General features: G+C 60.3%; 24 protein-coding genes. 17 read left to right on the top strand and 7 right to left on the bottom strand.

All coding sequences use genetic code 11. The features are described from left to right. Positions 1-10: 10 nt before the first annotated feature. The gene (locus ACA051_RS10685) at positions 11-688 is read right to left on the bottom strand and encodes an alpha/beta family hydrolase (RefSeq protein ID WP_497374690.1); all 678 of its coding nucleotides are present in this window, start codon (positions 686-688) and stop codon (positions 11-13) included. Between the two features lie 111 nt (positions 689-799). On the opposite strand from ACA051_RS10685, the gene ccoN (ACA051_RS10680) reads away from it, so the two are divergent. The 8 genes from ccoN (ACA051_RS10680) to ccoP (ACA051_RS10645) all read left to right on the top strand — a co-directional run bounded on the left by ccoN (ACA051_RS10680) (position 800) and on the right by ccoP (ACA051_RS10645) (position 7716). Further along, positions 800-2224, top strand: a complete 1425-nt coding sequence (ccoN, locus tag ACA051_RS10680) for a cytochrome-c oxidase, cbb3-type subunit I (protein WP_497309561.1) — start codon at positions 800-802, stop codon at positions 2222-2224. Between the two features lie 10 nt (positions 2225-2234). Further along, positions 2235-2843, top strand: coding sequence for a cytochrome-c oxidase, cbb3-type subunit II (gene ccoO, locus ACA051_RS10675; protein WP_497309559.1), 609 nt, complete (start codon positions 2235-2237; stop codon positions 2841-2843). A 21-nt stretch (positions 2844-2864) separates the two neighbouring features. Beyond that, the gene (locus ACA051_RS10670; RefSeq protein ID WP_497310564.1) at positions 2865-3062 is read left to right on the top strand and encodes a cbb3-type cytochrome oxidase subunit 3; all 198 of its coding nucleotides are present in this window, start codon (positions 2865-2867) and stop codon (positions 3060-3062) included. Then, a complete protein-coding gene (ccoP, locus tag ACA051_RS10665) occupies positions 3059-4012 on the top strand; it encodes a cytochrome-c oxidase, cbb3-type subunit III (RefSeq protein ID WP_497374688.1) in 954 nt (317 codons plus the stop codon). Before ACA051_RS10670 ends, ccoP (ACA051_RS10665) begins: the two co-directional genes overlap by 4 nt. Positions 4013-4494: 482 nt before the next feature. Further along, entirely contained in the window at positions 4495-5937 is a 1443-nt protein-coding gene (ccoN, locus tag ACA051_RS10660; RefSeq protein ID WP_010456410.1) for a cytochrome-c oxidase, cbb3-type subunit I, read from the top strand. Beyond that, positions 5937-6545 carry a cytochrome-c oxidase, cbb3-type subunit II gene (gene ccoO / locus ACA051_RS10655; RefSeq protein ID WP_018925301.1) on the top strand — a complete coding sequence of 203 codons (609 nt, stop codon included), beginning with the start codon at positions 5937-5939 and terminating at the stop codon, positions 6543-6545. The genes ccoN (ACA051_RS10660) and ccoO (ACA051_RS10655) overlap by 1 nt, the downstream gene beginning before the upstream one ends. Positions 6546-6550: 5 nt before the next feature. After that, on the top strand, positions 6551-6736 hold the full coding sequence (locus tag ACA051_RS10650) for a CcoQ/FixQ family Cbb3-type cytochrome c oxidase assembly chaperone (RefSeq protein WP_003175465.1): 186 nt from the start codon (positions 6551-6553) through the stop codon (positions 6734-6736). After that, complete coding sequence (ccoP, locus tag ACA051_RS10645; RefSeq protein WP_497309555.1) at positions 6733-7716, top strand: cytochrome-c oxidase, cbb3-type subunit III; 984 nt, start codon at positions 6733-6735, stop codon at positions 7714-7716. The genes ACA051_RS10650 and ccoP (ACA051_RS10645) overlap by 4 nt, the downstream gene beginning before the upstream one ends. Before the next feature lie 55 nt (positions 7717-7771). Here the strand turns inward: ccoP (ACA051_RS10645) and ACA051_RS10640 are convergent, their stop codons facing one another. Continuing rightward, positions 7772-8773 (bottom strand): metallophosphoesterase family protein, encoded by a 1002-nt coding sequence (locus ACA051_RS10640; RefSeq protein WP_497374686.1) that lies wholly within the window; start codon positions 8771-8773, stop codon positions 7772-7774. A gap of 529 nt (positions 8774-9302) precedes the next feature. On the opposite strand from ACA051_RS10640, the gene ccoG reads away from it, so the two are divergent. From ccoG to ACA051_RS10600, 8 genes are all read left to right on the top strand, one after another. After that, positions 9303-10718: a cytochrome c oxidase accessory protein CcoG gene (gene ccoG / locus ACA051_RS10635; RefSeq protein WP_497309551.1), complete on the top strand. Its 1416-nt coding sequence runs from the start codon at positions 9303-9305 to the stop codon at positions 10716-10718. A gap of 11 nt (positions 10719-10729) precedes the next feature. Then, on the top strand, positions 10730-11269 hold the full coding sequence (locus ACA051_RS10630; RefSeq protein ID WP_497309549.1) for a FixH family protein: 540 nt from the start codon (positions 10730-10732) through the stop codon (positions 11267-11269). A gap of 174 nt (positions 11270-11443) precedes the next feature. Beyond that, entirely contained in the window at positions 11444-13894 is a 2451-nt protein-coding gene (locus ACA051_RS10625) for a heavy metal translocating P-type ATPase (RefSeq protein WP_497374684.1), read from the top strand. A 22-nt stretch (positions 13895-13916) separates the two neighbouring features. Next, positions 13917-14135 carry a cbb3-type cytochrome oxidase assembly protein CcoS gene (ccoS, locus tag ACA051_RS10620; RefSeq protein ID WP_007905420.1) on the top strand — a complete coding sequence of 73 codons (219 nt, stop codon included), beginning with the start codon at positions 13917-13919 and terminating at the stop codon, positions 14133-14135. Further along, positions 14128-14811: a sulfite exporter TauE/SafE family protein gene (locus ACA051_RS10615; RefSeq protein WP_497309545.1), complete on the top strand. Its 684-nt coding sequence runs from the start codon at positions 14128-14130 to the stop codon at positions 14809-14811. The genes ccoS and ACA051_RS10615 overlap by 8 nt, the downstream gene beginning before the upstream one ends. A 194-nt stretch (positions 14812-15005) precedes the next feature. Next, positions 15006-16388 (top strand): oxygen-independent coproporphyrinogen III oxidase, encoded by a 1383-nt coding sequence (gene hemN, locus ACA051_RS10610; RefSeq protein WP_497310563.1) that lies wholly within the window; start codon positions 15006-15008, stop codon positions 16386-16388. A gap of 129 nt (positions 16389-16517) precedes the next feature. After that, complete coding sequence (gene fnr / locus ACA051_RS10605; RefSeq protein ID WP_403100636.1) at positions 16518-17252, top strand: fumarate/nitrate reduction transcriptional regulator Fnr; 735 nt, start codon at positions 16518-16520, stop codon at positions 17250-17252. A 79-nt stretch (positions 17253-17331) separates the two neighbouring features. Then, on the top strand, positions 17332-17880 hold the full coding sequence (locus ACA051_RS10600) for an adenine phosphoribosyltransferase (protein ID WP_497309543.1): 549 nt from the start codon (positions 17332-17334) through the stop codon (positions 17878-17880). A 136-nt stretch (positions 17881-18016) separates the two neighbouring features. Here ACA051_RS10600 and ACA051_RS10595 read toward each other — a convergent pair whose 3' ends face one another. The 5 genes from ACA051_RS10595 to dnaX all read right to left on the bottom strand — a co-directional run bounded on the left by ACA051_RS10595 (position 18017) and on the right by dnaX (position 23817). After that, a complete protein-coding gene (locus tag ACA051_RS10595) occupies positions 18017-19165 on the bottom strand; it encodes an acyl-CoA dehydrogenase family protein (RefSeq protein ID WP_497374682.1) in 1149 nt (382 codons plus the stop codon). Positions 19166-19349: 184 nt separating this feature from the next. Further along, positions 19350-19952 carry a recombination mediator RecR gene (recR, locus tag ACA051_RS10590; RefSeq protein WP_497309540.1) on the bottom strand — a complete coding sequence of 201 codons (603 nt, stop codon included), beginning with the start codon at positions 19950-19952 and terminating at the stop codon, positions 19350-19352. A 65-nt stretch (positions 19953-20017) separates the two neighbouring features. Further along, positions 20018-21052, bottom strand: coding sequence for an NADPH-dependent curcumin/dihydrocurcumin reductase (gene curA / locus ACA051_RS10585; protein ID WP_497309538.1), 1035 nt, complete (start codon positions 21050-21052; stop codon positions 20018-20020). Positions 21053-21330: 278 nt separating this feature from the next. Continuing rightward, positions 21331-21669, bottom strand: a complete 339-nt coding sequence (locus tag ACA051_RS10580; protein ID WP_109628912.1) for a YbaB/EbfC family nucleoid-associated protein — start codon at positions 21667-21669, stop codon at positions 21331-21333. Between the two features lie 66 nt (positions 21670-21735). Next, a complete protein-coding gene (dnaX, locus tag ACA051_RS10575; RefSeq protein WP_497374680.1) occupies positions 21736-23817 on the bottom strand; it encodes a DNA polymerase III subunit gamma/tau in 2082 nt (693 codons plus the stop codon). 144 nt (positions 23818-23961) lie between these two features. Here dnaX and ACA051_RS10570 point away from each other — a divergent pair, with 144 nt between their 5' ends. Beyond that, positions 23962-24714: a substrate-binding periplasmic protein gene (locus ACA051_RS10570; RefSeq protein ID WP_497309534.1), complete on the top strand. Its 753-nt coding sequence runs from the start codon at positions 23962-23964 to the stop codon at positions 24712-24714. The last annotated feature ends 79 nt before the right edge of the window (positions 24715-24793 follow it).

Genomic DNA, 24793 nt, shown 5'->3' with positions numbered 1-24793 from the left:
GGCAAAAATCTCACTGCAGGAACGCAGCTACCTGACTCGCCGCAGCCGCCAAATGCTGCTGATGCGTAAACCCCGAAGCCTTCAACGGCTTCAAATCATGGTCCCCCGCGACCAGCCAAAACACCTCAATACTCGGTGCCAACGTGTAAGCCTCAACGGCCTCACGATTCCCCAGCGCATCCCGCTCACCCTGCACAATTAACGTCGGCGTCTTCAGCGCCGCCAGATGATCAACCCGAGGCTTCTCCGGTTTACCCACCGCATAAAACGGATAACCGAGGCACACCAGCGCATCCGCCTCCAGCTCATCCGCCAAAAGACTGGCCATCCGCCCGCCCATGGACTTGCCGCCAATGGCCAGACGCCCAGTGACATGGCGTCGCACCACGGCATAGACCTCACGCCAGCACTCGAGCAGTTTCGGTGCCGGATTCGGTGGGCGCTTGCCCCCGTCAACACGCCGCTGCGCCATGTATGGAAACTCGAAGCGCAACACGTTGACGCCTTGAGCCGCAAGGCGCGCAGCCATGTCGTTCATCCAGCCGCTGTCCATCGGCGCACCGGCACCGTGGGCGAGGATCAACGTGGTCGATGCAGGTCCTGAGGCGGCATTCCACAACCATCCATGATCCTGCATACACCGCGCCCATTGATCCCCGTCAATACTGGCCTTGTGCTCTTTGTCCATGCTTGCCTCGCTTTTAGTCTGCCTATAACTCCAGGCGAAGGAAGCGTCTGCCTTGCGCGGCTTACTCGCAAAGACGGGCCTTCACTTCGGCTGAACCGTGGATGGGGAACCATGAACACTTCTATCAGTACCGCCTACAACTACAAGGTGGTCCGCCAATTCGCCATTATGACGGTGGTGTGGGGCATCGTCGGCATGGGGCTCGGGGTTTTTCTCGCAGCCCAATTGGTCTGGCCTGAACTCAACTTCGATTTGCCGTGGACCAGTTTCGGCCGCTTGCGCCCATTACACACCAACGCGGTGATCTTCGCGTTCGGCGGTTGCGCCCTGTTCGCCAGTTCGTTCTATTCGGTGCAGCGCACCTGCCAGACCCAATTGTTTGCGCCGAAAATCGCCGCGTTCTGCTTCTGGGGCTGGCAACTGGTGATCCTGCTGGCGGCCATCAGCCTGCCGCTGGGTTACACCAGCTCCAAGGAATACGCCGAGCTGGAATGGCCGATCGACATCCTGATCACCATCGTCTGGGTCGCCTACGCCATCGTGTTCTTCGGCACGCTGGCCAAGCGCAAGACCAAACACATCTACGTCGGCAACTGGTTCTTCGGTGCGTTCATCATCACCGTGGCGATTCTGCATATCGTCAACAACGTTGAGCTGCCGGTGAGTTTCACCAAGTCCTACTCGGTCTACGCCGGTGCCACCGATGCCATGGTCCAGTGGTGGTACGGCCACAACGCCGTGGGCTTTTTCCTCACCGCCGGTTTCCTCGGGATGATGTACTACTTCGTGCCGAAACAGGCCGAGCGCCCGGTGTATTCCTATCGCTTGTCGATCGTGCACTTCTGGGCGCTGATCACCCTGTACATCTGGGCCGGTCCGCACCACTTGCACTACACCGCGCTGCCGGACTGGGCACAGTCTCTGGGCATGGTGATGTCGCTGATCCTGCTGGCACCCAGCTGGGGCGGGATGATCAACGGGATGATGACGCTCTCGGGCGCCTGGCATAAATTGCGCAGCGACCCGATCCTGCGCTTCCTCGTGGTATCCCTGGCGTTCTACGGCATGTCGACCTTTGAAGGGCCGATGATGGCCATCAAGACGGTCAATGCGCTGTCGCACTACACCGACTGGACCATCGGCCACGTTCACGCCGGCGCACTCGGCTGGGTGGCGATGATTTCCATCGGCGCGCTGTACCACATGATCCCGAAAATCTTTGGTCGTGCGCAGATGCACAGCATCGGCCTGATCAACGCGCACTTCTGGCTCGCGACCATCGGCACCGTCCTGTACATCGCTTCGATGTGGGTCAACGGCATCGCCCAGGGCCTCATGTGGCGCGCAGTCAACGAAGACGGCACGCTGACCTACTCCTTCGTCGAAACCCTGGTGGCCAGCCACCCAGGCTTCGTCGTGCGACTGGTGGGCGGTGCGATCTTCCTCAGCGGCATGTTCCTGATGGCTTACAACACCTGGCGCACCGTGCGGGCCTCGCAGCCTGCCGAAGTCGCCGCTGCCGCGCAGATGGCCTGAGGAGTCCGCCATGAAACACGAAACAATCGAGAAAAACGTCGGCCTGCTGATGCTGCTGATGGTCCTGGCCGTGAGCATCGGCGGTCTGACCCAGATCGTCCCGCTGTTCTTCCAGGACGTGACCAATAAACCGGTGGAAGGCATGAAGCCCTACACCGCCCTGCAACTGGAAGGTCGCGACATCTACATTCGCGAAGGCTGTGTCGGTTGCCACTCGCAGATGATCCGACCGTTTCGCGCCGAGACTGAACGCTACGGGCACTACTCGGTGGCCGGGGAAAGCGTGTGGGATCACCCGTTCCTCTGGGGCTCCAAACGCACCGGGCCGGACCTGGCAAGGGTCGGCGCACGTTACTCGGATGACTGGCACCGTGCGCACTTGTACAACCCGCGCAACGTGGTGCCGGAGTCGAAAATGCCTGCCTACCCTTGGCTGGTCACGCAAGCGGTCGACAGCGGCCACACCGAAACCAAGATCCGCACCATGCGCACCCTCGGCGTGCCGTACAGCGATGACGACATCAGCGGCGCCGTCGCCAGCCTCAAGGGCAAGACCGAAATGGACGCACTCGTTTCTTACCTGCAAGTGCTCGGCACTGCCATCAAGAGCAAGAGGTGAGCCATGACCATACCCTTCGAAATAGTGACCGTGATGAGCAGTGGAATGATCCGCGGTCTCGGTACGGTCGTGGTGTTCGTGGCCTTCGTCGGCCTGACGCTGTGGGTGTTCAACAGCAAGCGCAACCCGGAATTCGCCGAAGCGCGCCTGTTGCCGTTTGCCGATGAGCCACAACCCGATAGCACCCAAGAACCTGTCACAAGGAGTACCCGGCCATGACCACCTTCTGGAGTACGTGGATCTGCGTACTGACCATCGGCAGCCTGATCGGCCTGACCTGGCTGCTGATCGGCACCCGCAAGGGCGAAACCAAGGGCAGCGTCGACCAGACCATGGGCCACAGCTTCGACGGCATCGAGGAGTACGACAATCCGCTGCCGCAGTGGTGGTTCATGCTGTTCGCCGGCACGCTGGTGTTTGCCGTGGGCTATCTGGTGCTTTACCCGGGCTTGGGCAACTGGAAAGGCATCCTGCCGGGTTACGAGGACGGCTGGACCGGCGTCCACGAATGGGAAAAGGAGATGAACAAGGCAGACACGCGATTCGGGCCGATCTTCGCCAAATTCGCGGCCATGCCCGTTGAAGAAGTGGCCAAGGACCCGCAAGCACTGAAAATGGGCGGTCGCCTGTTCGCGTCCAACTGCTCGGTGTGCCACGGCTCGGATGCCAAGGGCGCTTTCGGCTTCCCGAACCTGGCCGACAGCACCTGGCGCTGGGGTGGTGATGCCGAGATGATCAAGACCACGATCATGGGCGGTCGCATGGCGGCAATGCCGGCCTGGGGTGAAATCCTCGGTGACACCGGCGTGAAGAACGTGGCCGCGTATGTGCGACATGAACTGGCGGGCCTGCCATTGCCGGCTGGCGACACCGCCGATCTGCAAGCCGGACAGCAAGCGTTCAGCACCACGTGCGTAGCCTGTCATGGTGCAAACGGCCAGGGCACTGAAGCCATGGGCGCGCCGAACCTGACGCAACCGGCCGGATTCATCTACGGTACAAGCCTGGCGCAACTTCAGCAGACCATCCGCCATGGCCGTCAGGGCCATATGCCGGCGCAGAACGAATTGCTCGGCAACGACAAGGTGCAACTGCTGGCCGCTTACGTGTACAGCCTGTCCCACGGTCTGAATACCGAGCGTTTGCAAGCCGAAGGCAAACGCGAATAAATCTCGACCGCTCTACTGCCGCATTCTCCCGGATGCGGCAGTTCCCTGCCTCTTTGCGACCAAGTGTCGCACCCCTCCGTTGGTCCTCCTTTCGGTTCACCTGATTCGGGTCTAAGCTTGATCGATGCGAACTGGCATGAGCCGGTTCCAGGTCGACTCAACCCGATGTGTTCGACGAATCTGCTCGATGACAGGCCGCAAAGGCTGGTAGATACCGGCTGTCGTGCCAATTGCCATCGGTCACCCGATCGTTGTGTTTGAACACACCCCGTAACATCTGACCTGACCCCCTCATCTTTTTCGTTCACTGCGACATTTTGTCCGAGGCCGATTTTGTCCTTACGCGGCGCATGGAAAGGCCGCAGAATCAGCTTTTGAAAGCATTGACCCAGGTCATGGCGCGTTGCAATGACCCCCCGCTTTCTACATACTTGCGGCCGATTTTTACTCCTAATAAAACACCCAAACCGTGGAACCTTAGAATGAGCACAGCAATCAGTCCGACTGCTTATAACTATAAGGTAGTCCGCCAGTTCGCCATCATGACGGTGGTCTGGGGGATCCTTGGCATGGGGCTTGGTGTCTTCATCGCCTCACAGCTTGTATGGCCGGAATTGAACTTCGGTCTGCCGTGGACGACTTTTGGACGCTTACGCCCGTTGCACACCAACCTGGTGATTTTTGCCTTCGGTGGTTGTGCTCTGTTTGCCACTTCTTATTACGTCGTGCAGCGAACCTGCCAAACGCGACTGATTTCCGACAGCCTCGCGGCCTTCACCTTCTGGGGTTGGCAAGCGGTCATTGTCGGCGCGATTATTACCTTGCCGCTGGGTTACACCACCACCAAGGAATACGCGGAACTGGAATGGCCCCTGGCTATTTTGCTGGCCATCGTCTGGGTGTCCTACGGTCTGGTGTTCTTCGGCACCATCACCAAGCGAAACACCAAGCATATCTATGTGGGTAACTGGTTCTACGGTGCCTTCATCGTCGTAACGGCGATGCTGCACATCGTCAACCACGCGTCCCTGCCGGTCAGCTTCTTCAAGTCCTACTCGGCCTACGCCGGCGCGACTGATGCGATGATCCAGTGGTGGTACGGCCACAACGCGGTCGGTTTCTTCCTGACCACCGGCTTCCTGGGGATGATGTACTACTTCGTTCCGAAGCAGGCCGAACGTCCGATCTATTCCTATCGCCTGTCGATCGTGCACTTCTGGGCGCTGATCACCCTGTACATCTGGGCCGGTCCGCACCACCTGCACTACACCGCGCTGCCGGACTGGGCTCAGTCCCTGGGCATGGCGATGTCGATCATCCTGCTGGCTCCGAGCTGGGGCGGCATGATCAACGGCATGATGACCCTGTCGGGCGCCTGGCATAAGTTGCGCACCGACCCGATCCTGCGCTTCCTGGTTGTGTCGCTGGCCTTCTACGGCATGTCGACCTTTGAAGGCCCGATGATGGCCATCAAGACCGTGAACTCGCTGTCGCACTACACCGACTGGACCATCGGCCACGTACACGCCGGTGCCTTGGGCTGGGTGGCGATGATCTCGATCGGCGCGATCTACCACATGATCCCGAAACTGTTCGGTCGCGCGCAGATGCACAGCATCGGCCTGATCAACACGCATTTCTGGCTCGCGACCATCGGTACCGTTCTGTACATCGCCTCGATGTGGGTCAACGGCATCACCCAAGGTCTGATGTGGCGTGCAATCAACGACGACGGCACCCTCACCTACTCGTTCGTCGAAGCGCTGCAAGCCAGCCATCCTGGTTTCATCGTTCGCGCCCTGGGCGGTGCGTTCTTCGCCAGCGGCATGCTGTTCATGGCCTACAACGTATGGCGTACCGTACGTGCCTCGAACCCGGCTGAAGCCAAAGCTGCTGAACAGATTGCTGTAGTTGGAGCTCACTGATGAAGCATGAAGCAGTCGAGAAGAACATTGGCCTGCTGGCCTTCTTCATGGTTATCGCCGTCAGCATCGGCGGCCTGACCCAGATCGTTCCGCTGTTTTTCCAGGATGTAACCAACAAGCCGGTCGAAGGCATGAAGCCTCGCACCGCCCTTGAACTGGAAGGCCGCGACATTTACATCGCCAACGGTTGTGTCGGCTGCCACTCGCAGATGATCCGCCCGTTCCGTGCTGAAACCGAACGTTACGGCCACTACTCGGTTGCCGGTGAAAGCGTCTGGGACCACCCGTTCCTGTGGGGTTCCAAGCGTACCGGTCCGGACCTGGCCCGTGTCGGCGGTCGTTACTCCGATGACTGGCAGCGTGCGCATTTGTACAACCCGCGCAACGTGGTGCCCGAGTCGAAAATGCCGGCCTACCCGTTCCTCGTGGAAAACAAGCTCGACGGCAAAGACACCGCCAAGAAAATGGAAGTCTTGCGCACGCTCGGCGTCCCTTACACCGACGAAGACATCGCCGGCGCCAAGGATGCTGTGAAGGGCAAAACCGAAATGGACGCGCTGGTGGCCTATCTGCAAGGCCTGGGCACCATCATCAAAAGCAAACGGTGAATTGGATGGATATCGGGATGATTCGTGGCCTGGGCACCGTTGTTGTGATGGTGGCCTTCATCGGTCTGGCGTTGTGGGTATTCAGCCCCAAGCGCAAGTCGGAGTTTGAAGACGCGACCTTGCTGCCTTTCGCGGATGATCCCGAAGCCATCAAGCACGTCGAGCAAGCTTCTAGGAGTAACAAAGAATGACTACGTTCTGGAGTCTGTACGTCACAGTCCTCAGTCTCGGCACCATCTTCGCCCTGACCTGGCTGCTGCTGTCCACCCGCAAGGGCCAGCGCGCCGAGCAGACAGAGGAAACGGTTGGCCACTCCTTCGACGGGATCGAGGAGTACGACAACCCACTGCCGAAATGGTGGTTCATGCTGTTCGTGGGCACCATCATCTTCGCCCTGGGCTATTTGGTGCTGTACCCGGGCCTGGGCAACTGGAAAGGCCTGTTGCCGGGTTACAACTACCTGGATAACGAGAAGCAGACCGCGTTCGCCAACGGTCAGACCGGCTGGACCGGCGTTCACGAGTGGGAAAAGGAAATGGCCAAGTCGGACGCCAAGTTCGGTCCGATCTTCGCCAAGTTCGCTTCGATGCCGATTGAAGAAGTGGCCAAGGACCCGCAAGCCCTGAAGATGGGTGGCCGCCTGTTCGCCTCCAACTGCTCGGTCTGCCATGGTTCCGACGCCAAGGGCGCCTATGGCTTCCCGAACCTGACCGACGCCGACTGGCGCTGGGGCGGTGAAGCGGAAACCATCAAGACCACCATCATGGGCGGCCGTCATGCGGTCATGCCAGCATGGGCTGAAGTCATTGGCGAACAAGGCGTTGCCGACGTTGCCGGCTACGTGCTGACCAACCTCGATGGCCGCAAGCTGCCGGAAGGCACCAAGGCCGATCCGGTTGCTGGCCAGAAGCTGTTTGCCGCCAATTGCGCGGTGTGCCACGGTCCGGAAGGCAAAGGTACGCCAGCCATGGGCGCGCCGAACCTGACTCACCCGGCAGCGTTCATCTACGGTTCGAGCTTCGCTCAACTGCAGCAGACCATCCGTTACGGCCGTCAAGGCCAGATGCCTGCGCAAGAACAGCTGCAAGGCAACGACAAGGTTCACCTGCTGGCCGCTTACGTCTACAGCCTTTCTCATGGTGAGAAAGCGCCTGCGGAAGATGCTCAGTAAGGCATACGCTTGACGCAACAAAGAAGGCCCCGCCAGTGATCTGGCGGGGCCTTTTTCATGGGCGACTGGCCCAGATCGACTTCACCGGCACCGTATCCAGCAGCTTTCGGCTCTGCCATTGATTGTTCTTCACCAGGTTGATCTGCAACTGCTTGCGATCCTCCGAGAAACTGGCAACCAGGTAGGTTTGCTGAGAAGTAGCGCCGCTCAAGTACATCGGCACGCCATTCACGTCATAGGCATCGCCACCTTGATCATGGAGATGGCCGGCGAAAATAGCAGTGACCTCATACTTCCTGATCATCTGGTAAAAGCGCCGCGCCTGCTCACTGTCACCCATCATTTCCATTGGCTTGTGCATGTTGATAATGATGGCGTAACCCTGAGTCCGAGCGACTCTCAAATCGTTTTCAAGCCAATCCAGGGTACTGGTGATGTCGAACGTCGTCGGGTTTAACGCATGAGAAATCCTGGTGGCATAGGTCGGCTCATTATTGAGCTGCACCATATGGACGTCACCCATGTTTTTGGAATAGGCGAGACTGCCGGAATACAGCCGACTCAGGAAATTACCGGTAACTTTCAAATCAAAATTATCAACCTTATTCTCATGATGCTCTTTAAACTCCACGACACTACCGGCCGCACAGTTATTACTGAAGCAATCATCCACGTTATTCTCATAATCGTGGTTACCCAGGCCATACAAGAAATCGCCTTTGAAGTATTTTTTCAACATCGAATTCATGTAAGAGCGCTGCCAGCCGTGACCGAAAGCGGTGATGTCGCCATTGATCATCAGTGGCACATGGGATTGCGCATGGTTTTTCCGGAAGTCGACAATACTCGCAAACTGGGTCTCCACCAGCCATTTCGAGCGTTTATCGAAATCCGCCTGGGACTCGGGCTCTCTGCGATCGAGTTTGTCCGTCCACGGATATTGCGTATCCGACGCGAAGATCATATGACGTGGAGCACCTTCTATTGAATAGGCCAAAGGCGCCATAGACAGCAGGCAAACGCCCAGCACAAAATGCTTAACTTTCTTAGAAATCATAGAATTCCGTTTCCATTAATATTAGATAAAGTGCGCAACCAGCAAGCCGCGCCCAACTAACTTATTGGAAACAGACGAAAACTTCAAACAACCAACTAACCTCAATTAAATAAATATATTTCCGCCACACACCGACGAACAACCACCCCACCAAGTTAAACTTTGTTAGTTATGAGTTTTGCTGGATTAAAACTGCAATGCGTCAAACTATGAAGTTACTGCTGCTATGGCGTGTATTCCAGCGGCAGACCTCCCGGACGGATGAGGTGCGCAGCTCGCCTTCACCTCGTCGGCCACGCTACGGCCAGGAATCGCCGCACCTCTGATTCTGCATCACGAAAAAACGTCCATAATCCACAAGTCAATTGATTCAAGTCACTACACCATCAATTGAATTTGCCCAACGCGACCAAAGGTCGCACCCTTGAACTAGAGCGACAGGCGTATCATTGCGCCACTGCAACACCTCTTTTTGACCGCGGTCGGCATGTACTGACCGAGGCATTTTCCACTGCCGTGGGATGCAATGATGAGCAATCAGATTCCGGTACACGACGTCACACCGCCTGCCAAAGACGCGAACAACAGCGTCGATCTTTATGCCTCTCGAGAAAAAATCTACACCCGCGCCTTCACCGGCCTGTTCCGCAACCTGCGGATGATGGGCGGTGCCGGGTTGTTTTTGCTGTATTTCGGTACGGTCTGGCTGAACTGGGGCGGTCATCAAGCCGTCTGGTGGAACCTGCCGGAGCGCAAATTCTTCATCTTTGGCGCGACCTTCTGGCCCCAGGACTTCATCCTGCTCTCCGGGATCTTGATCGTCAGCGCCTTCGGCCTGTTCTTCATTACCGTGTACGCCGGTCGGGTGTGGTGCGGTTATACCTGCCCGCAGAGTGTCTGGACGTGGATATTCATGTGGTGCGAAAAGGTCACCGAAGGCGACCGCAACCAGCGCATCAAGCTCGACAAGGCGCCGATGAGCGCCAACAAATTCCTGCGCAAACTCAGCAAGCACTCGATGTGGCTGTTGATCGGCTTCGTCACCGGCATGACCTTCGTCGGTTACTTCTCGCCGATCCGCGAGCTGACCATCGACTTCTTTACCGGCGAAGCGGATGGCTGGTCGTATTTCTGGGTCGGCTTCTTCACCCTCGCCACCTACGGCAACGCCGGTTGGCTGCGTGAGCAGGTGTGCATTTACATGTGCCCGTATGCGCGTTTCCAGAGCGTGATGTTCGACAAGGACACGCTGATCGTTTCCTACGATCCGCGCCGTGGTGAGAGCCGTGGCCCGCGCAAGAAAGGTATCGATTACAAGGCCCAGGGCCTGGGCGATTGCATCGATTGCACCATGTGCGTCCAGGTCTGCCCGACCGGCATCGACATTCGCGACGGTCTGCAGATCGAATGCATCGGCTGTGCGGCGTGCATCGATGCCTGCGACAGCATCATGGACAAGATGGACTACCCGCGCGGGCTGATCAGCTACACCACCGAGCACAACCTGTCCGGGCAAAAAACCCATAAACTGCGCCCGCGCCTGATCGGCTATGCCCTGGTGTTGCTGGCCATGATGGGATTGCTGGCGGGCGCGTTCTTCATGCGTTCACTGGTCGGTTTCGACGTCAGCAAGGATCGCGTGCTGTACCGCGAGAACGCCGAAGGCCGGATCGAGAACGTTTACAGCCTGAAGATCATGAACAAGGACCAGCGCGACCATACCTACGTACTGGAAGCCTCCGGTCTGCCGGACCTCAAGCTGCAAGGCAAGCGCGAGATCAAAGTCGCCGCCGGGGAGATTTTCAGCCAGCCAGTGGAACTGTCCATGGCACCGGAAAAACTGCCGTCGAGCACCAACGAGGTGAAATTCATCCTCAAGGATGCCGACGACGACAGCGTCCACGTTGAAGCCAAGAGCCGATTCATCGGCCCACAAATTCGTTGAGAGAAGTGATCATGCCCGCAGCAAACGCAGCAAGCCCTTGGTACAAGCATCTTTGGCCATGGATCATCATCGCCATCCTGGCCTGTTCCGTGACCCTGACCTTGTCCATGGTGACGATCGCGGTGAACAACCCGGATAACCTCGTCAACGACAACTACTACGAAGCCGGCAAAGGCATCAACCGCTCCCTCGACCGTGAGCTGCTGGCCCAGACCCTGTTGCTGCGGGCCAGCGTTCACCTGGATGACGTGACCGGCGAAGTCGACCTGCGCCTGAGTGGCAACAGCCAACCGAAAACCCTTGAGCTGAACCTCATCTCGCCGACCCAGCCGGAGAAGGATCGCAAGATCACCCTCGCCCGCAGCGAATCCGAACAGGGCCGCTACATCGGTCAGTTGAGCGACAAGATTGAAGGCCGTCGCTTTGTCGAATTGCTGGGTACTCAGGACGACCACATCTGGCGCATGTTCGAAGAAGAGCTGGTCAGCCATGACAAAGATCTGTTGTTGGGTGACGAGCCGCTGCAAGGCGCCGAAGACCTGAAGAAGTAAGTTCCAGTGAACACGGTCAACTGTGGCGAGGGAGCTTGCTCCCGCTGGGTGCGAAGCGCCCCCTGAAACCAGCAAACCGATTCTTTCAGTCATAGCGCGTTCGCAGGTTTACGACTGCTGCGCAGCCGAGCGGGAGCAAGCTCCCTCGCCACAATGGTTTCCATGGCAGCACAGATGACCACGCCAACCCCCTGCTACCACTGCGCCCTGCCCGTCCCGGCCGGCAGCCGCTTCACCGCTGCGGTCCTCGGTGAAACCCGCGAGTTCTGCTGCCCGGGTTGCCAGGCCGTGGCTGAGGCGATCGTGGCCGGAGGGCTTGAAAGCTATTACCAGCACCGCAGCGAGTCATCGGCCAACCCCGAAGCCTTGCCGGTGCAGTTGGTGGATGAGTTGGCGCTCTACGACCGCGCCGACGTGCAAAAGCCCTTCGTGCGCCACGACGGCGAACTCGCCGAAACCACCCTGTTGATGGAAGGCATCAGCTGCGCCGCCTGCGGCTGGCTGATCGAGAAACACCTGCGCGCCTTGCCGGCGGTGGCCGAGGCGCGACTGAACCTGTCCAACCATCGCCTGCACGTGCGTTGGGCCGACGCGCAATTGCCGTTGAGCCGGGTACTGAGCGAGTTGCGCCACATCGGCTACGCCGCGCACCCCTATCAAGCCGACCGCGCCAGCGAACAACTGGCCAGCGAAAACCGTCTGGCCTTGCGCCAGCTCGGCGTGGCCGGGCTGCTGTGGTTCCAGGCGATGATGGCGACCATGGCCACCTGGCCGGAATTCAACATCGACTTGAGCCCTGAGTTGCACACCATCCTGCGCTGGGTCGCGCTGTTCCTCACCACGCCAATCGTGTTCTACAGCTGCGCGCCGTTCTTCAAGGGCGCCATGCGCGACTTGCGCACCCGCCACCTGACCATGGACGTTTCAGTGTCGCTGGCGATTGGCAGCGCTTACGTCGCCGGGATCTGGACCTCGATCACCGGCGTCGGCGAGCTGTATTTCGATGCGGTGGGCATGTTCGCGTTGTTCCTGCTGGCCGGGCGTTATCTGGAACGTCGCGCCCGGGAACGCACCGCCGCCGCCACCGCACAGCTCGTCAACCTGTTACCCGCCTCGTGCCTGCGTCTGAGTGCCGACGGCCAGAGCGAACGGATCCTGCTCAGCGAACTGCGCGTCGGCGATCAGGTGCTGGTGCATCCGGGTGCGATCCTGCCGGCCGACGGCAAGATCCTCGACGGCCAGTCGAGCATCGACGAATCGCTGCTGACCGGCGAATACCTGCCGCAACCGCGCACGCTGGGCGATGCAGTGACCGCTGGTACGCTGAACGTTGAAGGCGCGTTGACCGTGGAAGTCCTGGCGTTGGGCCAGGACACGCGACTGTCGGCCATCGTCCGCCTGCTGGATCGTGCCCAGGCCGAAAAGCCGCGACTGGCGGAAATCGCCGACCGCGCTGCGCAATGGTTCCTGTTGCTGTCATTGATCGCGGCAGCGGCAATCGGCCTGTTGTGGTGGGAACTGGATTCGTCGCGAGCCTTCTGGATTGTCCTGGCGATGCTCGTTGCGACGTGCCCGTGCGCCTTGTCGCTGGCCACGCCGACCGCCCTCACCGCCGCCACCGGCACATTGCACAAGCTTGGTCTTTTGTTGACCCGCGGCCATGTGCTGGAGGGTCTGAACCAGATCGACACGGTGATTTTCGACAAGACCGGCACATTGACCGAAGGTCGCCTGGCGCTGCGTTCGATCCGTCCTCTCCGCGCACTCGACAGCGATCAATGCCTGAGTCTCGCCGCCGCCCTGGAAAACCGCTCCGAACACCCAATTGCCCGCGCATTTGGCCGGGCGCCATTGGCGGCCGAAGAAGTCCTCAGCACGCCAGGGCTTGGCCTCGAAGGCGTGGTCGGCACGCAACGCCTGCGCATTGGCCAGCCGGTTTTTGTCTGCGAACTCAGTGGCGCTGCCGTACCGGTCATGCCCGATGAAGCGGGCCAATGGCTGCTGCTCGGCGACGTCCAAGGGCCGCTGGCGTGGTTTGTCCTCGATGACCGTTTGCGCGCCGATGCACCGGTGCTTTTGGAAGCCTGTAAGGCACGTGGCTGGCGCACCTTGCTGCTGTCGGGCGATACCTCACCGATGGTCGCCAGCGTGGCGGCCGAACTGGGCATCGACGAAGCCCGAGGCGGTTTGCGCCCCGATGACAAATTGCAGGTCCTGCAACAGCTGCACAAGGAAGGTCGCAAGGTGTTGATGCTCGGTGACGGCGTCAATGACGTGCCGGTGCTGGCCGCTGCCGATATCAGCGTGGCGATGGGTTCGGCCACCGATCTGGCGAAAACCAGCGCCGATGCGGTGTTGCTGTCGAACCGTCTCGATGCGCTGGTGCAGGCCTTCAGCCTCGCACGGCGCACCCGTCGGGTAATCATCGAGAACCTGCTGTGGGCCGGGCTGTACAATGGCCTCATGTTGCCGTTCGCCGCCCTCGGCTGGATCACGCCGGTATGGGCCGCGGTCGGCATGTCCATCAGTTCGTTGACCGTGGTACTGAACGCCCTGCGCCTGACTCGCCTGCCGAGTGCGCCCGGCGCCCGCCCCACGCCAGAAACCCGTCCGCTGCCGGCCTGAGCCGCGCGGGCATGGAGTCCAGATGCCAGCTCTCTACGTGATGATCCCGGCCGCGCTGCTGATCGTGGCCATCGCTATCTATATCTTCTTCTGGGCGGTCGACAGCGGTCAGTACGACGACCTCGACGGCCCGGCCCACAGCATTCTGTTCGACGACCAGGACCCGAACCACAAAGCCGCGGTCGACGAAGCCAGCGGCCATCCGGCCAAACCGGACGACAAGGCGCCTCCGCATGCTTGAGTTGGCGCCACTGCTGGTGTCTGCGGTGATTCTCGGCCTGCTCGGCGGTGGGCATTGCCTGGGCATGTGCGGCGGCTTGATGGGTGCGCTGACCCTGGCGATTCCCAAAGAGCAGCGCAGCCGCCGTTTTCGCCTGTTGTTGGCGTACAACCTGGGGCGAATTCTCAGCTATGCAACAGCCGGCCTTCTGATTGGCCTGGCGGGTTGGGCCGTGGCCAACAGCCCGGCCGCCATGTTCATGCGTGTGATCGCCGGATTGTTGCTGATCGCCATGGGCCTGTACCTCGCCGGCTGGTGGAGCGGCCTGACCCGTATCGAGAGCCTCGGCCGCGGCCTGTGGCGGCATATCCAGCCAATTGCCAACAAACTGCTGCCAGTGTCGAGCCTGCCCCGCGCGTTGCTGCTGGGCGCGCTATGGGGCTGGTTGCCGTGCGGGCTGGTTTACAGCACGTTGCTGTGGGCGGCGAGCCAGGGCAATGCGCTGGACAGTGCATTGCTGATGCTCGCGTTCGGACTCGGCACCTGGCCGGTGCTGCTCGCCACCGGACTGGCGGCGGAGCGGGTCACGGCGTTGTTGCGCAAGCGCAGTGTGCGGATGACCGGAGGGTTGCTGGTGATGTTGTTCGGCATCTGGACCTTGCCCGGGCCGCATCAGCATTGGCTGATGGGTCATTAGATCGGCGGTGCGCCCTTCGCGGGCAAGCCTCGCTCCTACAAAGGGATGCGAACTCCTGTAGGAGCGAGGCTTGCCCGCGAAGAGGCCCTCATCAACAACACAAATCCTGACCGTTGATGCAAATCAAGATGCCCCGGCGTCGCACCCCATAGACTTGCGAACACTGCCAGCCTATCCGGGGGAATGCCCGCATGATGCTCGACGCCATTCGTTGGGACACCGATCTGATCCGCCGTTATGACTTGGCGGGTCCGCGCTATACCTCTTACCCGACCGCGGTGCAATTCGACGGACAGGTCGGCACGTTCGACCTGTTCCACGCCCTGCGCGACAGCCGTAAGGCCCTGCGCCCATTGTCGCTGTACGTGCACGTGCCGTTCTGCGCGAACATTTGCTACTACTGTGCCTGCAACAAAGTCATCACCAAGGACCGTGGCCGCGCCCTGCCCTACCTGCAACGCCTTGAGCAGGAAATCCAGCTGATCGCCTGCCACCTCGACCCGGCGCAAAAAGTCGAGCAACTGCACTTTGGCGGCGGCACCCCGACCTTTCTCAGCCACGACGAACTGCGCCAGTTGATGGCTCAGTTGCGCAAGCACTTCAACCTGCTGGACGACGATTCCGGCGACTACGGTATCGAGATCGACCCTCGCGAAGCCGACTGGTCAACCATGGGTCTGCTCCGTGAACTGGGTTTCAACCGGGTCAGCATTGGCCTGCAAGACCTCGACCCGACGGTGCAACGGGCGGTCAATCGCCTGCAAAGTCTTGAAGAAACCCGCGCCGTGATCGACGCCGCCCGGACCCTGCAATTTCGCTCGATCAACATCGACCTGATCTACGGCTTGCCGAAACAGACCCCGGAAAACTTCGCCCGCACGGTCGACGAAGTCATTGCGCTGCAACCGGATCGACTCTCGGTGTTCAACTACGCGCACCTGCCGGAACGCTTCATGCCGCAGCGGCGGATCAACAGCAACGAGCTGCCGACGCCGGCGCAGAAGCTGGAAATGCTCCAGCGCACCATCGAACAACTGACCGCTGCCGGTTACCGCTACATCGGCATGGACCACTTCGCCCTGCCCGACGATGAGCTGGCGATTGCCCAGGAAGAGTCGACCCTGCAACGAAACTTTCAGGGCTACACCACTCACGGTCATTGCGATTTGATTGGGCTGGGGGTGTCGGCCATCAGTCAGATCGGCGACCTCTACTGCCAGAACAACAGCGATCTGAATCAGTATCAGAACACGCTGGCCTCCGCCCAACTGGCCACTAGCCGTGGCCTGCTGTGCAACGCCGATGACCGCGTGCGGCGGGCGGTGATTCAGCAGTTGATCTGCACGTTCAGCCTGGAGTTCGCGGACATCGAACAGGCCTTCAACATCGATTTTCGCGGTTACTTCGGTGAACTGTGGCCGCAGCTATTGACCATGGCCGAGGACGGTTTGATCAGCCTCGATAACGAGCGGATCAGCGTACTGCCCGCCGGTCGCTTGCTGGTGCGCTCGGTGTGCATGGTGTTCGATGCCTATTTGCAACAGCACAATCACCAGCGGTTTTCGCGTGTGATCTAGTCATCCACTCACTTACTGGTTGGCGAAATGCTGGCTTTACGACCCTGCGGCAAAATCGCTGCGTGCCTGAATGTCCTCCCGTGAGTTACCCTTACGGCTTATGTGTGTTTTCCCACAAGGATTGAAGAAATGTCCGAGCCAGTAAAACTGCGCGCTCAAAGCCAGGTCCATTGCAAGGATTGCAGCCTGGCCCCCCTCTGCTTGCCACTTTCTTTGAATCTGGAAGACATGGAAGCGCTGGACGAAATCGTCAAACGGGGTCGCCCACTGAAAAAAGGCGAGTTCCTGTTCCGCCAGGGCGACACCTTCGATTCCGTTTATGCAGTACGCTCCGGTGCCCTCAAGACCTTCAACCTGAGCGATGGCGGTGAAGAACAGCTCACCGGCTTCCACTTGCCGAGCGAACTGGTCGGCCTGTCGGGCATGGACACTGAAAAGCACCCGGTCTCGGCGCAAGCCCTGGAAACCACGTCAGTGTGCGAAATCCCCTTCGAACGCCTCGACGAACTGGCCCTGCAACTGCCGCAACTGCGCCGTCAGTTGATGCGGGTGATGAGCCGCGAGATTCGTGACGACCAGCAAATGATGTTGCTGCTGTCGAAAAAAACCGCCGACGAGCGCATCGCCACGTTTCTGGTCAACCTCTCGGCACGCTTCCGCGCCCGGGGCTTCTCGGCCAACCAGTTCCGCCTGAGCATGTCGCGCAACGAAATCGGCAATTACCTGGGCTTGGCGGTGGAAACCGTGTCCCGGGTGTTCACGCGCTTCCAGCAAAACGAACTGATCGCCGCCGAGGGCAAGGAAATCCACATCCTCGACCCGATTCAGCTGTGCGCCCTGGCCGGTGGCTCGCTCGAAGGCTGATGGCAATAATTGCGGCCGAGCGAAACGGTTCAGCCGCCGTTATACTGCGACGTTTGCAGCCTGCCAGGACACCTCGACGATGCTCATCGAATCCTTCGACATCAAATCCCTGATCCGCCCCGTGATCGACTTCCCCAAGCCGGGCGTGATCTTTCGTGACATCACGCCTCTGTTCCAGTCGCCCAAGGCCCTGCGTCTGGTGATGGACAGCTTCGCCCACCGTTATGTCGAGGCGGACTTCACGCACATCGGCGCGATGGATGCGCGTGGTTTCCTGATCGGCTCGGTGCTGGCCTATCAGCTGAACAAGCCGCTGGTGCTGTTCCGCAAGCAAGGAAAACTGCCGGCCGACGTGTTGGCCGAGGGTTATGCAACCGAATACGGCGAAGCCTTTCTCGAAGTGCACGCCGACAGTTTGTGCGAAGGCGACTCGGTGGTGATGTTTGATGATTTGATCGCCACTGGCGGTACGCTGATTGCGGCGGCGAACCTGATTCGGCGCATGGGCGCGCGGGTTCATGAAGCGGCGGCGATTATTGATCTGCCGGAACTGGGTGGGTCGCAGCGGCTGGAAGAAATGGGGATTCCTACGTTCTGCCTGACGCAGTTTTCGTTGAGCGAGAAGTAAGGCGGCGTTCGCACGGACGACTTCGCGGGCAAGCCTCGCTCCTACAAGATCAGAGTCGTGTCGAAAATTCGGCTTCGACCGAAAACCGTAGGAGCGAGGCTTGCCCGCGAAGGCGCAAGCCGACACATCGCAAAATTCAAAGCCCCATCTGCTTACTGATGATCTCGTTCATCACTTCCCGCGTCCCGCCGCCAATCGACAGAATCCGGTTATCCCGATACAACCGCTCCACCAGGCTCTCGCGCATGTAACCGAGGCCACCGAGGATCTGCACCGCATCCGTGGTAATCCGGTCAGCCGTGTCGGTCGCGAAGTTCTTGGCCATGGAAATCTCCTTGATCACGCTCTGCCCCGCCGCCATCTTCGCCGCCTGACGGTAAGTGAACTCCCGTGACACCTCCAGGGCCGTGGCCATTTCCGCGAGGCGGTGCTTGAGCACCTGGAACTTGCCAATCGGTTTGCCAAAGGCTTCGCGCTGACGCGCCCACTTCAGGCTTTCCTCCAACGCCAGCTGCGCCGTCATGTTGGCCATCAGCGCCAAGGCCAGGCGCTCGCTCTGGAAGTTGCCCATGATGCAGGCGAACCCCATGTTCTCGGCGCCAATCAGATTTCCCACAGGCACCCGGCAATCATCGAAGAACAATTCGGCAGTGTCCGACGCCCACCAGCCCATTTTCTTCAACTGACGGCCGACGGTGAAACCGGGTGTGCCTTTTTCGATCAGCAGCAGACTGATGCCACCGAAACCCGGCTCGCCGGTGCGTACCGCCACGGTATAGAAATCCGCGCGCACGCCACTGGTGATAAAAGTTTTGCTGCCGCTGACCCGGTAAAAGTCGCCGTCACGCACAGCGCGGGTTTGCAGGTTGGCCACATCGGAGCCGCCGCTGGGTTCGGTGACAGCCAGCGCGCTGATCTTCTCGCCGGCCAGCACTTGCGGCACGACACGATCACGGATTTCGGGCCGGGCCCACTTGAGAATCGGTGGCAGCCCGATGTCCAGAGAACCGAGGCCGGCCACCAGGCCACCAGAGCCACAGCGCATCAACTCTTCGCTGGCGGCGACCTTGGCGAACAGATCGCCTTCGTGACTGCCGCCCAGGGATTCGGGATAGCCGATCCCCAGGATTCCCGCCGCACCGGCCTTGAGATAGAGCTCGCGGGGAAAGCTTTCAGCTTCTTCCCACTGATCAATGTCTGGAAGGATCTCACGCTCGACGAAACGTCTGACGCTGTCGCGGACCAATTGGTGGCTGGGATCGAAGTATTCCTGAAAGGCAGGCATCGGCGAACTCCACTGAAGGTTCAGCGAAGTTAACCGAGCGCTTGCTTGGTTTTCAACAGGATTGTTGTGAATCAGATGGACCGAGTTGCGCCCTTCGCGGGCAAGCCTCGCTCCTACAGGGTCAACGGTCCTTCTGTAGGAGCGAGGCTTGCCCGCGAAGGCGTCAGATCAAACACCAAAAGACTCAAAGAGCGATCGGCTTACGCCCCGCAAACGAATGCGCCAACGTCCCGCCGTCGACCAGTTCCAGCTCGCCACCCAACGGCACACCGTGGGCGATACGCGAGGCAATCAGACCTTTATTGCTCAACAACTGCGCAATGTAATGCGCCGTCGCCTCACCTTCCACGGTCGGATTGGTGGCCAGGATGACTTCGGTAAAGGTGCCGGCCCCTTCAATCCGCGCCAACAGCTGCGGAATGCCAATGGCCTCAGGCCCCAGGCCGTCGAGCGGCGAAAGATGGCCCTTGAGCACAAAGTAGCGACCCCGGAACCCGGTCTGCTCCACGGCGTAGACGTCCATCGGACCTTCCACCACGCAGAGCAAGGTGTCGTCACGGCGCGTATCGGCACATTGCGGGCAGAGGTCGTCTTCGGTCAGCGTGCGACATAACCGGCAATGGCCCACCCCTTCCATGGCCTGGCTCAGTGCCGACGCCAGTCGCGAACCACCGCTGCGATCACGCTCAAGCAGTTGCAGCGCCATGCGCTGGGCGGTTTTCTGACCGACACCCGGCAAAATTCGCAGGGCATCGATCAGTTGGCGAATCAAAGGGCTGAAGCTCATGGGGGAACGTCCGACAAATCAACGAGACGCGGTTTATACCCGCGCCTCTGTATAGCGTCAATTACTCAGTCCCGGGCGACCCGCACCACCAGTTTGCCGAAGTTGCGTCCTTCGAGCAGACCGATGAAGGCCTCAGGCGCATTCTCGAGGCCATCGACCACGTCTTCGCGGAACTTGACCTTGCCGTCACGCACCCACGGCGCCATGGCACTGACGAACTCCGGCTGACGATCACCGTAGTCGTCGAACACGATAAAGCCCTGGATTCTTACGCGCTTGGTCAGCAATGTGCGTTGCAATTGCGGCAGGCGATCCGGGCCGGTCGGCGCTTCGTGTGCGTTGTAGGAAGCGATGAGGCCGCACAATGGAATCCGCGCCTTGGCATTGAGCAGCGGCACCACCGCGTCGAACACCTTGCCGCCGACGTTCTCGTAGTAAATATCGATACCCTCGGGGCACGCCTGGGCCAGTTCATCGGCGAAATTCGGGCTCTTGTGGTCGACGCAAGCGTCGAACCCCAATTCTTCCACCACGTAACGGCATTTTTCCGCACCGCCCGCCACGCCCACCACGCGCAGGCCTTTGATCTTCGCCACCTGGCCGACCACCGAACCCACCGCGCCCGAGGCGGCCGCGACCACCAGGGTTTCGCCGGCCTTGGGCTGACCGATGTCCATCAGGCCCATGTACGCGGTCATGCCCGGCATGCCCAGCACACCCAGGGCCATGGACGGGGACGGCAAACCGCTCGGCACCGGAATGATGTTGCGACCGTCGCTGATGCTGTGGCTCTGCCAGCCGGTGGCGCCCACCACCAGATCGCCTTCATGGAATTTCGGATTCAGCGAGCGCTCGACGCGGCTGACAGCGCCACCGGTCATCACCTCGCCGATTTCCACCGGTGCGGCGTAGGACGGCCCGTCACTCATGCGGCCGCGCATGTAGGGGTCCAGCGAGAGGTATTGAGTCTTGAGCAGGACCTGGCCGTCGGCAAGTTCCGGCAGTGCTTCCCGTTCCAGGCGGAAATTCTCCGGTGTCGGCGCGCCTACGGGGCGGGACGCCAGGACGATACGTTGGTTGAGGGTCAATGCGTCTGGCATGTGAGCGTCTCCTGTGATCGATGAATTCGGCGGTATAGGGGAGCAGACCTTTGTGATGGTGTGGCGTTCGATGTTTCTGCCTTTCATTGTGGCGAGGGAGCTTGCTCCCGCTGGACTGCGCAGCGGTCCCCTTCTTTTCAGCTAAAGAGCGGGGCCGCTTCGCGCCCCAGCGGGAGCAAGCTCCCTCGCCACAGGGATTAACCTCGCCTGGCAGAAACAAAAATGCCAGGCGCGATGCCTGGCATTTTTTTGTAGCTCATCCGACGCGCTTTGGCGAATCAGAACGGCAGTTTCATACCCGGTGGCAATTGCATGCCAGCGGTCATGTTGCCCATTTTGTCCTGGCTGTTGGCTTCGATCTTGCGCACGGCGTCGTTGACGGCGGCGGCGAACACGGCTTCCAGCATCTCTTTGTCGTCTTCGCTCAGGCCTTCAACCAGGCTCGGGTCGATGGTCACGCGCTTGACGTCGTGACGACCGGTCATCACCACGGTGACCATATCGCCGCCGGCTTTACCGGTGACTTCAGCGTTGGCCAGTTCTTCCTGCATCTTGGCCATTTTTTCTTGCATCTGCTGTGCCTGCTTCATCAGGCCGGCCATGCCACCTTTCATCATGGGAATCACCTCAAAGTACTTGGATTTAAACAGCGCCCGGCCCTTGTGGCCAAACGCCTTCAGTTATTAGCCCTGACTGACCAGGGCTTCGACAGGTTCAATAGTATCGTTGCGGACCACCGCACCGAACTGCTGCATCATTTGCTGGATGAACGGATCACCATGGATCGACTCTTCCGCCTCGCGCTGACGGTTCGCACGACGACGGGAAGCGGCCTGGGCCGGGGTTTCCTGCTCCGGCTTGATCAGCTCCATGCTCAGGGTCAGCGTGCGCCCGTGAAACTGGTTCAACGCATCGTTGAGACGCCGTTGCTGGGTCGCGTTGAACAAGGCGCTGTGGGCCGGATCCAGGTGCATCAGCCAGTGGTCGCCATCGACGGCGATAAGGGTGCAGTTGGCGGCGATGCTGCCGGTCATGCCGGAGATCGGCAGTTTCGGGAACAAGTCCAGCCATTGCAGGGCCAGACCGGTGGCGGGCATGGCGGCCGGCTCAGGCTCGGGTTCCGGCGCTGGCTCGGCAGCGTGTTCACTGGCCAGTTCATCGAGGTAGCTGTAGGCAGAATCGATGTCCGGCTCGATGTAGTCTTCGTCCAGCGGCGGCTCGTCATCCAGGTCCACACCCGGTGTCGCGGCATCGACGTCGGCCACCGACGGTTCCGGGATTGGCGCAGCGGCCCACTCCGGTGCGTCCGGCACCACGCTGTCAGGCGTCGGCAACGGCATGGGCGGCAGATCAGGTTGTTCGCTGGTGGTTTCCAGGACCGGCTCGACGGCGGGTTGCTGGACGGGTTCAGGCTCGACCGGGTCATTCCACGGCAAGTCGACCGCCGCCTTGACCGCGACCGGCTCAACCACAGGCTCGGCCACCACAACGGGGGCAACCGGTTCAGGCGCTGGAGCAGGAACCGCCGCAGCGACGGGTTCAGGCGCGGGTGCAACGGGTGCAACTGCCGCAGCGACTATCGGCGCCGCAACCGGCGCGGCAGCCACTGAATTTGCGGAATCAACTGTGGCCTGGCTGATCCCCACTGGCTTTAGCGGTTGCCTCGGGGCGTCGGCCGTGTCCGCCGGTCGGAACGCGAGCATTCGCAGCAAGACCATTTCGAAGCCACCACGCGGGTCCGGCGCCAGCGGCAAGTCGCGGCGGCCGATCAGGCCCATCTGGTAATAGAACTGCACGTCTTCGGCCGGCAAGGCCTGAGCCAGCGCCAGCACCCGATCGCGGTCGCCATGACCGTTGTCGACGCCTTCAGGCAACGCCTGGGCGATGGCGACACGGTGCAGCACGTTGAGAATTTCCGAGAGCACGCCGTTCCAGTCCGGGCCTTGTTCCGCCAGATGGCGGACACCTTCGAGCAAGGCCTTGGCGTCGCCTTCGATCAGCGCATGCAGAACGTCGTAGACCTGACCATGATCGAGCGTGCCCAGCATGGCCCGCACGTCGGCAGCCATGACCTTGCCTTCACCGAAGGCGATGGCCTGGTCGGTCAGGCTCATGGCGTCACGCATCGAGCCGTCGGCGGCGCGACCCAGCAGCCACAGTGCGTCGTCTTCGAACGGCACGTTCTCGACGCCCAGCACATGGGTCAAATGCTCGACCACACGCTCCGGGGTCATGTTCTTGAGGGAGAACTGCAGGCACCGAGACAGAATGGTTGCAGGAAGTTTCTGCGGGTCGGTCGTCGCCAGGATGAACTTGACGTAGGGCGGCGGTTCTTCAAGGGTTTTCAACAGCGCATTGAAGGAATGGCTGGAGAGCATGTGCACTTCGTCGATCAGGTAGACCTTGAAGCGACCACGGCTCGGCGCGTATTGCACGTTATCGAGCAGCTCGCGGGTGTCTTCGACCTTGGTCCGGCTCGCGGCGTCGATCTCGATCAGATCGACAAAGCGGCCCTCATCGATTTCGCGGCATACCGAGCACTCGCCGCAGGGCGTCGAAGTGATACCTGTTTCACAGTTCAGGCATTTGGCGATGATCCGCGCGATGGTGGTCTTGCCGACCCCGCGCGTACCGGTGAACAGGTACGCGTGGTGCAGCCGCTGGCTGTCCAAGGCATTGATCAGAGCCTTGAGCACATGGGCCTGGCCGACCATTTCGCGGAACGAGCGCGGACGCCATTTACGTGCAAGAACCTGATAACTCATCGAAAACCGTCGCAACGAAGGAACAGAAGCGGCTAATGCTAGCGGAGCAAGGCCAAAATTGCATCCGGTGCGCTCGTCTAATCTGGCTAAGATGCACTTTGGGGGGCTTTTATCGGCTCAGGTTTATGACGTACCGGAGTGTTTATGCGTTTTGCCTTGGGGGCACTGCTGTGGATAAGTCTGAGCGTCGCCGCCGCCGAAGCGCCGCTGCGTTTTGTAGTGCCCGACAGTTGGGCGATGCCGATGGTGCAACTGGAACGCGGGCGTGTAACCCAAGGGATCCTGTATGACGTGATGCTCAGCCTCGCGACCCAGGTTGGCGTGCCGGTCGAATTTCAAGTGCTGCCCCGAGCACGGGTGCAAAACGCCATGGAGCACGGCGAGGTCGATGTCCGCTGCTATGCCGCGCAATCCTGGCAGCCGAATCAGTCCGGCGACTACATCTGGAGCATTCCCCTCTGGTTTCAGCGCGACCTGCTGATCAGCCGGCAAGATTCGCAGCCCTCGGTGGTGCCTGCCAACTTGCCGCGACAAGCCATCGGCACCGTGCTCGGCTATTCCTACCCAACGTTGCAACCGCTGTTCGATGCCGACCGACTGCTGCGCGAAGACGCGCGCAACCAGGAACAGGTGCTGGAAAAACTCCACGCCGGGCGCTATCGCTACGCCGTGAGCAATCAATGGACACTGGACTGGTTCAATCAGCGCCTGTTACCCGACAAGCAACTCAAAGGCGTGGCGGTGCTGCAGGAGCAGAGCGTCGGCTGCTACGTGCGCAACGATCCCAAGGTGCCGGTGCAACGCATTCTGCGCACGTTGGTGCGGATGAAAATGTCGGGGGAGATTGATGACATTATCCGGCTCTATATTGGTGGAGAACCCAGAGCCAATCCATAACCTGTGGGAGTGAGCCTGCTCGCGATAGCGGTATGTCAGTCACCATCAATGTTGAATGTCAGACCGCCATCGCGAGCAG

It is taken from the genome of Pseudomonas sp. LBUM1669, from assembly GCF_059695705.1.
This window is presented reverse-complemented; position numbering and strand designations above follow the sequence as displayed.

Excerpts from the sequence above, each read along its gene's own strand:
- dnaX (WP_497374680.1), bottom strand. The coding sequence starts at position 23,817 with ATGAGTTATCAGGTTCTTGCACGTAAATGGCGTCCGCGCTCGTTCCGC.
- ACA051_RS10595 (WP_497374682.1), bottom strand. The coding sequence starts at position 19,165 with ATGCCTGCCTTTCAGGAATACTTCGATCCCAGCCACCAATTGGTCCGC.
- ccoN (WP_497309561.1), top strand. The coding sequence starts at position 800 with ATGAACACTTCTATCAGTACCGCCTACAACTACAAGGTGGTCCGCCAA.
- hemN (WP_497310563.1), top strand. The coding sequence starts at position 15,006 with ATGCTCGACGCCATTCGTTGGGACACCGATCTGATCCGCCGTTATGAC.
- ACA051_RS10615 (WP_497309545.1), top strand. The coding sequence starts at position 14,128 with ATGCTTGAGTTGGCGCCACTGCTGGTGTCTGCGGTGATTCTCGGCCTG.
- ACA051_RS10580 (WP_109628912.1), bottom strand. The coding sequence starts at position 21,669 with ATGATGAAAGGTGGCATGGCCGGCCTGATGAAGCAGGCACAGCAGATG.
- curA (WP_497309538.1), bottom strand. The coding sequence starts at position 21,052 with ATGCCAGACGCATTGACCCTCAACCAACGTATCGTCCTGGCGTCCCGC.
- fnr (WP_403100636.1), top strand. The coding sequence starts at position 16,518 with ATGTCCGAGCCAGTAAAACTGCGCGCTCAAAGCCAGGTCCATTGCAAG.
- ccoP (WP_497309555.1), top strand. The coding sequence starts at position 6,733 with ATGACTACGTTCTGGAGTCTGTACGTCACAGTCCTCAGTCTCGGCACC.
- ccoG (WP_497309551.1), top strand. The coding sequence starts at position 9,303 with ATGAGCAATCAGATTCCGGTACACGACGTCACACCGCCTGCCAAAGAC.
- ccoN (WP_010456410.1), top strand. The coding sequence starts at position 4,495 with ATGAGCACAGCAATCAGTCCGACTGCTTATAACTATAAGGTAGTCCGC.
- ACA051_RS10650 (WP_003175465.1), top strand. The coding sequence starts at position 6,551 with ATGGATATCGGGATGATTCGTGGCCTGGGCACCGTTGTTGTGATGGTG.
- ccoO (WP_497309559.1), top strand. The coding sequence starts at position 2,235 with ATGAAACACGAAACAATCGAGAAAAACGTCGGCCTGCTGATGCTGCTG.
- ccoO (WP_018925301.1), top strand. The coding sequence starts at position 5,937 with ATGAAGCATGAAGCAGTCGAGAAGAACATTGGCCTGCTGGCCTTCTTC.
- ccoP (WP_497374688.1), top strand. The coding sequence starts at position 3,059 with ATGACCACCTTCTGGAGTACGTGGATCTGCGTACTGACCATCGGCAGC.
- ACA051_RS10600 (WP_497309543.1), top strand. The coding sequence starts at position 17,332 with ATGCTCATCGAATCCTTCGACATCAAATCCCTGATCCGCCCCGTGATC.
- ccoS (WP_007905420.1), top strand. The coding sequence starts at position 13,917 with ATGCCAGCTCTCTACGTGATGATCCCGGCCGCGCTGCTGATCGTGGCC.
- ACA051_RS10570 (WP_497309534.1), top strand. The coding sequence starts at position 23,962 with ATGCGTTTTGCCTTGGGGGCACTGCTGTGGATAAGTCTGAGCGTCGCC.
- ACA051_RS10640 (WP_497374686.1), bottom strand. The coding sequence starts at position 8,773 with ATGATTTCTAAGAAAGTTAAGCATTTTGTGCTGGGCGTTTGCCTGCTG.
- ACA051_RS10625 (WP_497374684.1), top strand. The coding sequence starts at position 11,444 with ATGACCACGCCAACCCCCTGCTACCACTGCGCCCTGCCCGTCCCGGCC.
- ACA051_RS10685 (WP_497374690.1), bottom strand. The coding sequence starts at position 688 with ATGGACAAAGAGCACAAGGCCAGTATTGACGGGGATCAATGGGCGCGG.
- ACA051_RS10630 (WP_497309549.1), top strand. The coding sequence starts at position 10,730 with ATGCCCGCAGCAAACGCAGCAAGCCCTTGGTACAAGCATCTTTGGCCA.
- recR (WP_497309540.1), bottom strand. The coding sequence starts at position 19,952 with ATGAGCTTCAGCCCTTTGATTCGCCAACTGATCGATGCCCTGCGAATT.